We start from the raw sequence: 9,540 nt of genomic DNA on the forward strand, positions 1-9,540 counted from the left end.
ATTCTATGATTTAGGATGAGCAATTAGGCCGGCAACGTAATGGTGAACGTAGTGCCCTGCCCTTCCTGACTTTCGACGGCAATGGTGCCGTTATGGCCTTTGGTGATGATGTCGTAACTGAGCGATAACCCCAACCCCGTTCCCTCACCGGTGGGTTTGGTGGTGAAAAAGGGTTGGAAAATTTTCTGCTGCACGGATTCGGGCATACCCGTGCCATTGTCGCTCACCCGAATAACCGCCTGATGATTCTCACAGCTTGTCCTGACGGTCACGGTGGGTTGATAGCCAGGTTCTTTCTGGATTTTCTGACGTTGCTGGACGGCGTAAAAGGCGTTGGTGAACAGGTTGAGTAAGACGCGCCCCACGTCCTGAGCAACGATGCTGACGGTGCCCAGGGATTTATCGAAATCGGTGGATAAGGTAGCATTGAAGGTTTTGTCTTTCGCCCGCAAACCGTGATAGGCGAGTCGTAAATATTCATCGGCCAATGCATTCAGATCGGTTGGTTCACGTTGGCCGTTGCCCGCCCGTGAGTGCTGGAGCATCCCTTTCACAATAGACGACGCCCGGCCACCGTGATGCGTAATTTTCTGAAGATTCTGTTTGAGATCGGATAGAATATCGGCTTCCAGTTCGGTGTCTCGTTCGGGTTTGGCTTGTTCTTCGGCCAGTTCGTCGATGAGTTCGATGCTCACTTCCGAGAAGTTATTGACGAAGTTGAGCGGATTCTGAATTTCGTGCGCGATACCTGCCGTCAGTTCGCCCAGCGAGGCCATTTTCTCGCTGTGAATCAGTTGAGTTTGTGTGGCTCTTAAATCGACCAACGCCCTTTCCAGCTCTTCTTTTTGCTGCGTAATTTCGGCGGTACGTAGCGAAACCTGATATTCCAGTTCATCCTTCTTTTCTTCAATGATACGTCGCTGTTCGGCTTCCTTCTCGCGTTCCAGTTGATCTCTTTCCAGCGCTTTCTTCTGATTTCGGGCAATCAGGATAAACGTAACCAGCCAGATGAGTGCAAAAATCGTCGCTGATTCAACATAAACCTGAATGACCTCATAAGCTGACGGTAGCAGAAATTTGATGACATCGCGGACAAAAATAAGAACAGCATAAGGCGCAATAGCGATCAGGATAGTTCGAGCAGTACGTAGTTCGCGGAGTTGCCGGGTGGTATAGGCAACCGCACCAAAAACAATCAGCCAGAACCACACGCGCCAGGGATCAGGGAAAATTTCGCCGAGGGCCATCAGAACGAACGCCGATAACCAGACCTGTTTGAAATAGATGTCCCATTTGGGCAGCCGTGTTGGCGTGTCCAGAATCTTCCGAACCTGGTTGACTAAGAAAACGGCAATCCCGATTGATACGTACGAATCTCCGTCTGACCAGTTCATGCGCCCTGCTTGCTTAGCTGAGTTGCCCCATGCGTGATAACTTCATTCTGCCGACGGATACGGCCCGACAAACTCCGTACAATGCTACGTAGTACTTCGCTACGTTCTTCCATCAGATCGTAAAAATCTTCCTGGTCGATACGTAGCAGTCGCACGTCGGTGATGGCTTCGACAGTGGCCGACCGGGCTTCGGTATCGAGCAGTGCAAGTTCTCCAAAAAAATCACCCCGACTGAAGCGAGCCAGTTCTGTTTCGCCGTCCAGAATGACAACTTCACCGGAGTAAATCACGTACATTCCTGTACCGAGATCGCCTTTATGAAAAATTTCGTCGCCCGCCGAATGGGCTTCTTCCCGCATGATGGGCGTAATGCTGGCCAGTACGTTATCGGGGGTTTGGGCGAACAAACTAGTGCGTGCCAGCAGCAGGACGCGGTCGTACGCCGAAATCTGGTCGACTGATGAAGTTGAATGACTCATGAGCAAAGGGGGTAAGGTAGGAAAGCGCGACGCCAGCGACTCCTGGGCAGCCTGGGCTTCGTCGGCAGGTAAGCTACGTAATACAACGCTGATTGTCCAGGCGGTAAAGACCGTTTCGCCAGTACGCAAAATAAAATCCTGTATCGCTTCATCGGCTACAAATGGACTCAGTTCTGCATCGAGAATACGGACTTTTTCGGAGCGAGGCAACTCATCGACAAGCACTTGCAGCGTTTGATACGTTGTTCTGGGGATCAGGTTGTCGAGCATTTCGAGCGCATTGGCCCGTCGTTCACGAGCCGGGTGACTGATGCCTACACGAGAACCCATAATGGTATCGGATGGATAAAGTTGTGTGAGGATATCGAACAATCGTTGAATCAGCACCGATAATTCATAATCAAGGGTTTGGGCCAGTTCCGGGTTGGTTAAACTGCCGTGAAGCAGCCGTTGCGCCAACATGATTTCGCCGTGCATGAGCGCCCGGAAAATTACATCATCGTTGGGTTCGTCGGGAAAACGACGTAACGCTCGTAAGGTAGCTCCCCGCAATCGGAGATCATTGCTTTGTGCCAGTTGATTTAATAGCTGGCGGCTTTCGGGCGTGAAAATGGCTCCGCAAATCGATGCGATACGTTCCAGCAATACGTGGTTATCAGGGGATGACTGGACCAGTTTCCGAAGCATCGGAATCAGCGAAGGGCCACGCTCTTTTAAGGCATCGAGCACCCGTCGACCAAGTGCTTTATCGGTAAGATGATTTAGCAGATACGTAGTGAGATCGTTATTAACCAATCGCCCGGCGGCTCGGATGGCTGCTTTTGCTACGTCTGGATTCGTGCTCGTCAAACTTCGGTTGACCTGTGGGGCCAGATCGCTCAAACGTAGCGAAGCAACCAGGTTCAGCGCCATTTCCTGACGGGCAGGATCTTTGTCATTCGCCAGTTCCTTTAAAGCCTGTTGGGCAGTTGGATTATGCGGATTTAATTCCAGAATCCCTTTGATAACTCCCTGACGAATATGTAGGTCACTATGATGGAGAAATGGAGCCAGTTCGGACGGTTCGGCAGTAATTTGACGGCCAAGCAAATAAGCCGCCTGCTGACGTAGCACGGGTTCGGTATCGGTCAGGGCAATGTGATTCAGTTGGCGGTTGGGTATGAGGTGTTCAAGCCGCGCGGCTGCCAGCAAGGTACGCTCCCGAACGCTGGCGCTGGTGTGATTGAGGAGTGTGGGAGTTTGATGCGTCAGTTCAGTTGGATTATGCACGCTGAGCCAGTCAATGGCTGTCACTACGTCGTCTGGATTCGAACTTTTCAACTGGTTCACCAGACTTTTCTGCGCTGCGGTGGGCATGGCAAGCTGATCGCGTTCCAGGAACCGGCGTCCGATGGCATCGTTCAGTTCGGCCAGGTATTTACGATACGTTTGTCGAAGCAGCCATACCGCGCTAACCATCAGGCCAACCCATACCAGCGGCACCCAGGAATCGAGCGTAGCATGCAGCGCAAAAATCAGAAATCCGGCAACTCCCAGACCTAAAGGTTCGTACAACCCTTTTGCCAGCGTGTGTCCTTTCAGCCGCTGTGGTGGTAACAAGGGCTGAAACAATACCAGAAAAACCGGGTCGAACAGGGCGCGACGTATCACCTCGAAAACCAGATAAAGTCCGCAGAAGTAAATCAATAGTGCGGTTTCGCTGGTGACAAACTGGTTCATTATTGTTAAACCAGCCAGCCCGACCAGTGCCATCCAGGGAAGTACCAAAAGAGATCGCTGCACCCCAAATCGGTCGAGTGCCTGACGCGACAGCAGCAGTTTTACCAGCATCGCCAGTCCGTACGTCAACGCCAGTATGTATGATACGTAGCGAATGACATCAGTCTGATTGTGGAATCGGTGCTTTACGTTGATAAAGAAATTATACTCGATTTCGGTAGCAATTGCGGCCAGCAGCGCCAGACTGAGACACATATAAAATACGAGTTCACTCCCGCCAAATCGTTTGCCAACCAACTGCGACGGCTCCCGACCCACGGCCCGATTATTCTGATGGGGCGCGTGTACATCGTGCGATTGGATAGTGAGGTAGAGCACGTAAAGCGCGGCCAGAAATGCCGCAAACGCTACAATCAGTAGACGTAGTACGTCGGCGTGAGCGTGCACCAGAGCGGCCAGAATAGCCCCGGCGGCTTTGGCTGGCATATCACCCGAACTAATGACGCCGAACAAACGCTTACTCTGCCGCGTATCAAATACAACCGCCGAAACACCCCAGAATTCGAGATTAGTTAATAGATAGATGATCCGGTAGCCCGTCATGATGGCAACGGCAGCCGCCACCGAATGCCCAACCAGCACCAGCACAGCCACTACAATGGTCATAACCACAGCCGCGATCAAGACACGTACTGCCAGTTTACGTAGCACCAAATGGTGCTCGAAATAAGCGTAAATACGTCCGACCAGAATCATCGACACGGCCGATGCTACGTAGGCGAGAGGTAGGCTGGTTTCAGGGTGATTTTCGAGAAGAATAGCGTTGGCTGCTACGTAGATCAAGATAGTGCCAATGCCCAGCAGGAAATTATGAATAAAAAACAACCAGACCGTTTGTCCTTCTTCCGGTCGGATGCCCAGGGCACGCTGTCCCCTTTGGATGAGCGAAGAAGACGGAAAAGTAGAATCAGGGCGAACGGTCATAAGTAGGGTACTGGCGCGATTTATCGTCAAATATAAGCAACCAGCCTAACGAGACGATACGTTATTGTGCAACAAGTTATAGCCATTCAGAATAACCCTCCTGTAGGGTTTTCAAAAAAAGGTTGTGACACAGAGATGCACAGAGAGAAAGAAGATACGCAGAGAATAATCCTCAGTGAATCTCATTTATGCTCTGCGCATCTCTGTGTCACAACCTTTTTGGGGAGGTTTTTGCCCTCAACTAAAATACGCTTTCTGTTGTTGTTGAGGTAAGGGCGTCATTTCTGGAAGGAAAGTAAATAAAAACAGAACGTTTTGCAGTAAACTGTTTGGGCGATACGCTACCTTTGCAGGTCAAAACAACGACGCGCCCCCGTCATGGACCAGTATTCATATATAGCCAATGCCGACGCGGCCTACGTAGATCAACTTTATCAGTCTTACAGGCAAGACCCTCAATCAGTTGACCCAAGTTGGCAGCAATTTTTCAAAGGATTTGAGTTCTCATTAACCTACGGCGAGAAAGCCAACGGTGCTCCCACCAACGGTAACGGAAAAGCTACAGTAAGTAAACCTGTCGATGCTTCGCACGCCGAGAAAGAAGTTTCAGTAGCCAGCCTGATAAAAGCCTATCGTTCGCGCGGTCACCTGCTGGCCAAAACCAACCCACTTAAAGCCCGGAAAGACCGTCAACCCCGCGTTGACCTGCCCGATTATGCCCTTTCAGATGCGGATTTGGACACCGTTTTTGAGTCGGGTAAATTGCTGGGTATCGGACCCGCTACGTTACGGAAAATCATGGAATCGCTCCAGAAAATTTATGCGGGCGATATTGGTTTCGAGTACATGTACATCCGCGAGCTGGACGTAAAGAACTGGCTGCGGAATAAAATCGAGAAAGAAGCGTTGGTTTTCGAACCGACACTCGACGAGAAAAAACGTATTCTCGAAAAGCTGAACGAAGCTACCGTTTTTGAAAACTTCCTGGCTACCAAATATTTAGGCCAGAAACGCTTTTCGCTCGAAGGGGGCGAAGTTACCATTCCAGCCCTCGATACAATTATCAGTACATCGGCCGATATGGGCGTTGAGGAAGTCATGATTGGCATGGCTCACCGCGGACGTCTGAACGTCTTGTCTAATATTCTGGGTAAGTCGTATGAATCCATCTTCGACGGTTTCGAAGGGAACGTACCAGAGCAGGTGCATGGTGACGGCGACGTAAAATACCACCTTGGTTATTCGAGCCTGATCGAAACCAAATCGGGTAAGCAAATCAGTGTTAAGCTGGCTCCTAACCCGTCTCACCTGGAAGCGGTTAACCCGGTTGTGGAAGGCTTTGTGCGGGCGCAGGCCGATGAAGAATATAACGGTGATTTCAATAAAATTCTGCCCATTCTGATACACGGCGATGCAGCCGTGGCAGGACAGGGTATCGTATACGAGGTGACGCAAATGGCTAAACTGGCTGGTTATCAAACCGGCGGTACGGTCCATTTTGTGATTAACAACCAGATCGGTTTCACGACCGATTTTGATGACGCCCGTTCGTCGATCTATTGTTCCGACGTAGCGAAAATTGTGGATGCGCCGATTTTTCACGTCAACGGCGATGACCCGGAAGCGGTGATTTTCTGTGCACGTCTGGCGGTAGAATTCCGTGAGAAATTTAATCGCGACGTATTTATCGACATGGTTTGCTATCGTCGGTACGGCCATAACGAGTCCGATGAGCCGAAATTCACGCAGCCAACGATGTATAACATCATCGATAAGCACGCCAACCCGCGTGAGTTATACAAAGACCTGCTCATCAAGCGAGGTGACGTGGATGCCGAACTGGCGCAACGGATGGATACCGAGTTTAAGCAGCAATTGCAGGATCGGCTCGACCGTGTGAAGCAGAAAGCCGAAATTCCGTACAAACCGCTACGTCTGGATCTTGACTGGGCCGAACTTCGGTTCAGCGAGCCCAAGGATTTCGAAAAATCGCCGGAAACGGGGGTTGCTGCTGATACGTTGGAAACCATTGGGCAAGCATTGGTGAAAGTGCCAGAAGGATTTAAGCCGCTGAAACAGATTGACAAGCTGCTGAAAGACCGTAAAGCGATGCTCACTGACACCAAAATTGTGAACTGGGGTACGGCCGAATTGCTTGCCTATGGTTCGCTTTTGCTGGAAGGTCGGCCGGTTCGGTTGAGTGGTCAGGATGTGCAGCGTGGTACGTTCTCGCATCGCCACGCCGTTCTACACGATGCCGATACGAACGCTACGTATTCATCGCTCGATTTCATTAAAGAAGGTCAGCAGAAGTTTCAGGTGTATAACTCGCTGCTGTCGGAATATGGGGTACTTGGTTTTGAGTACGGATACGCCATGGCGAACCCACACGCACTGGTTATCTGGGAAGCGCAATTCGGGGATTTTTCGAATGGTGCTCAGCTCATCATCGACCAGTTTATTGCCGCTGCGGAATCGAAATGGGGTATTCAAAACGGCGTTACGTTGCTGTTGCCACACGGTTATGAAGGTCAGGGGCCAGAGCACTCAAATGCTCGCCCGGAACGGTATCTGCAACTCTACGCCGAGTATAATATGGTGGTTGCGAACGTAACGACACCCGCCAACCTGTTCCATATCATGCGTCGCCAACTGGTCTGGTCGTTCCGTAAGCCGCTGGTTATCATGTCGCCGAAGTCGCTGCTACGTCATCCAAAATGTGTTTCACCGTTGGAGGATCTGACTAAAGGTTCTTTCCAGGAAATCATTGATGACAGTTACGCGCAGGCTAAAAAAGTGAAACGCGTTTTGCTCTGCACAGGTAAGATTTATTACGATTTACTCGAAAAACAGCAGACCGACCAGCGCGACGACGTAGCCATTGTACGTATTGAACAATTGGCTCCGCTGCCAAAAACGCAATTGGAAGCCGTATTGGCGAATTATAAAAAAGCCGAAGTGTTCTGGGTGCAGGAAGAACCCGAAAATATGGGTTACTGGACGTATCTGCTACGTGTGGGGCTGAATTGGCCTGTAATTTCGCGTAAAGCTGCGGCATCACCAGCAACGGGTTATCCCAAAATTCATACACAAGAACAAGCCGATATCGTTCGGAGAGCGTTTGAATAAAAAACAGTCGATAGTCATTAGCCAACAGTCGCTAGAAAACTATTGACTAATGACTATCGACTAACTCACTAACATCTATGGCCGTTGACATGAAAATTCCTCCTGTGGGGGAGTCGATTACTGAAGTAACAGTAGGTACCTGGTATAAAAAAGAAGGTGACCAGGTGAAAATGGACGAGGTACTCTGCGGACTTGACTCCGACAAGGCCACGTTCGAATTAACGGCCGAAGCCGATGGTATCCTGCACATTCTGGCTCAGGAAGGCGACGTATTACCGATTGGCGCTCCCATCGCCAGTATTGAAACAGGTGATGGTGCACCTGCTCCTGCACCGAAATCAGAGCCAGCTAAAGCTGAAACGCCTAAACCGGCTGAATCAACAGCTTCAGCTTCAGAACCGGCTGCTCCTGCGGCTGCTGAACCTGCGAAACCGGCTCCTGCTTCGAGTAGTGCACAGGTGATCGAGATGAAAGTACCGGCCGTAGGTGAGTCGGTTACCGAAGTGACAATTGCTTCCTGGAACAAAAAAGATGGTGATCAGGTGGCGCTCGACGAAGTTCTCTGCGAACTGGAATCAGACAAAGCTACGTTTGAATTGCCTGCCGAAGCTGCCGGTACGTTACGTATTATGGCTCAGGCCGGTGAAACATTGCCAATTGGCGCGCTGATTGCCAAAATTGAAGTGGGTGCAGGTACGCCGACCCAGGCCGCTACATCGCCTGCAACACCACCCGCTCAACAGGCAACTACACCTGCCGCAGAACCCGCTGCTTCGAATGGGCAAAACGGATATGCTGCACATCATGCCTCACCCGCAGCTGCTAAAATTCTGGCAGAAAAAGATGTTAACGCCCAGCAAGTGCAGGGAACCGGTGTAGGGGGACGTATCACTAAAGAGGATGCGATCAATGCAACGCCATCACAATCGACGCCAGTGGCTACGCCTGCCACACCACCTGCTCAGCCCACAGCGCCTAGCGCTCCTGCTGCACCGAAAGCAACTCCTCCGCCAACTTCTGCACCTGCCGTAGCAGGTAGCCGAAATCAGCGTCGGGAAAAGATGACTTCGCTACGTCGGACGGTTGCCCGGCGGTTGGTTGCTGTTAAAAATGAAACAGCTATGCTGACTACCTTCAACGAGGTAGACATGAAGCCAATCATGGACTTGCGGAACAAATACAAAGACAAATTCAAGGAGAAAAACGGCGTTGGTCTGGGCTTTATGTCGTTCTTCACGAAGGCGGTTTGTATTGCGCTGAAAGACTTCCCGGGTGTGAATGCCCAGATTGACGGCGACCAGATTGTTTATAACGATTTCTGCGATATCTCCATTGCCGTATCAAGTGAGCGGGGGCTGGTAGTCCCTGTCATTCGAAACGCTGAACAGCTTAGCTTTGCTGGTATCGAGAAAGAGGTTGTTCGGCTGGCTGGTCTCGCCCGCGATAATAAGTTGACAATCGAGCAGATGACGGGTGGTACGTTCACGATTACCAACGGAGGTATTTTCGGATCGATGCTGTCGACGCCGATTATCAACGCGCCCCAATCGGCTATTCTTGGCATGCACAATATTGTGGAACGGGCTGTGGTAATAAATGGCGAAATCGTAATTCGCCCGATTATGTACGTAGCACTTTCCTACGACCACCGGATTATCGACGGAAAAGAATCGGTGAGTTTCCTGGTACGTGTTAAGCAAATCCTGGAAGACCCCGCCCGAATTCTGTTTGATATGTAACGTAGCGTTTGGTGTATATGAACCTGTTTAAGGTTTAACAAAATACCCCCAATGAAGTATGAACTTTGTTTTGCCAAACGAATTCATACTGACTCA

General features: G+C 50.6%; 4 protein-coding genes. 2 read left to right on the forward strand and 2 right to left on the reverse strand.

Annotation, left to right across the window (positions count from 1 at the left end):
- Positions 1-23: 23 nt before the first annotated feature.
- Entirely contained in the window at positions 24-1,394 is a 1,371-nt protein-coding gene (locus IC229_RS04690; RefSeq protein ID WP_190885751.1) for a sensor histidine kinase, read from the reverse strand.
- Positions 1,391-4,576, reverse strand: a complete 3,186-nt coding sequence (locus IC229_RS04695; protein ID WP_190885752.1) for a cyclic nucleotide-binding domain-containing protein — start codon at positions 4,574-4,576, stop codon at positions 1,391-1,393. The genes IC229_RS04690 and IC229_RS04695 overlap by 4 nt, the downstream gene beginning before the upstream one ends.
- Before the next feature lie 378 nt (positions 4,577-4,954).
- Between IC229_RS04695 and IC229_RS04700 the strand changes: the two genes are divergently transcribed.
- Together IC229_RS04700 and odhB are read left to right on the forward strand one after the other, a co-directional pair.
- A complete protein-coding gene (locus IC229_RS04700) occupies positions 4,955-7,705 on the forward strand; it encodes a 2-oxoglutarate dehydrogenase E1 component (protein WP_190885753.1) in 2,751 nt (916 codons plus the stop codon).
- 77 nt (positions 7,706-7,782) lie between these two features.
- Positions 7,783-9,444, forward strand: coding sequence for a 2-oxoglutarate dehydrogenase complex dihydrolipoyllysine-residue succinyltransferase (gene odhB / locus IC229_RS04705; RefSeq protein WP_190885754.1), 1,662 nt, complete (start codon positions 7,783-7,785; stop codon positions 9,442-9,444).
- The last annotated feature ends 96 nt before the right edge of the window (positions 9,445-9,540 follow it).

The organism is Spirosoma profusum (genome assembly GCF_014699005.1).
Classification (GTDB): Bacteria; Bacteroidota; Bacteroidia; order Cytophagales; family Spirosomataceae; genus Spirosoma; species Spirosoma profusum.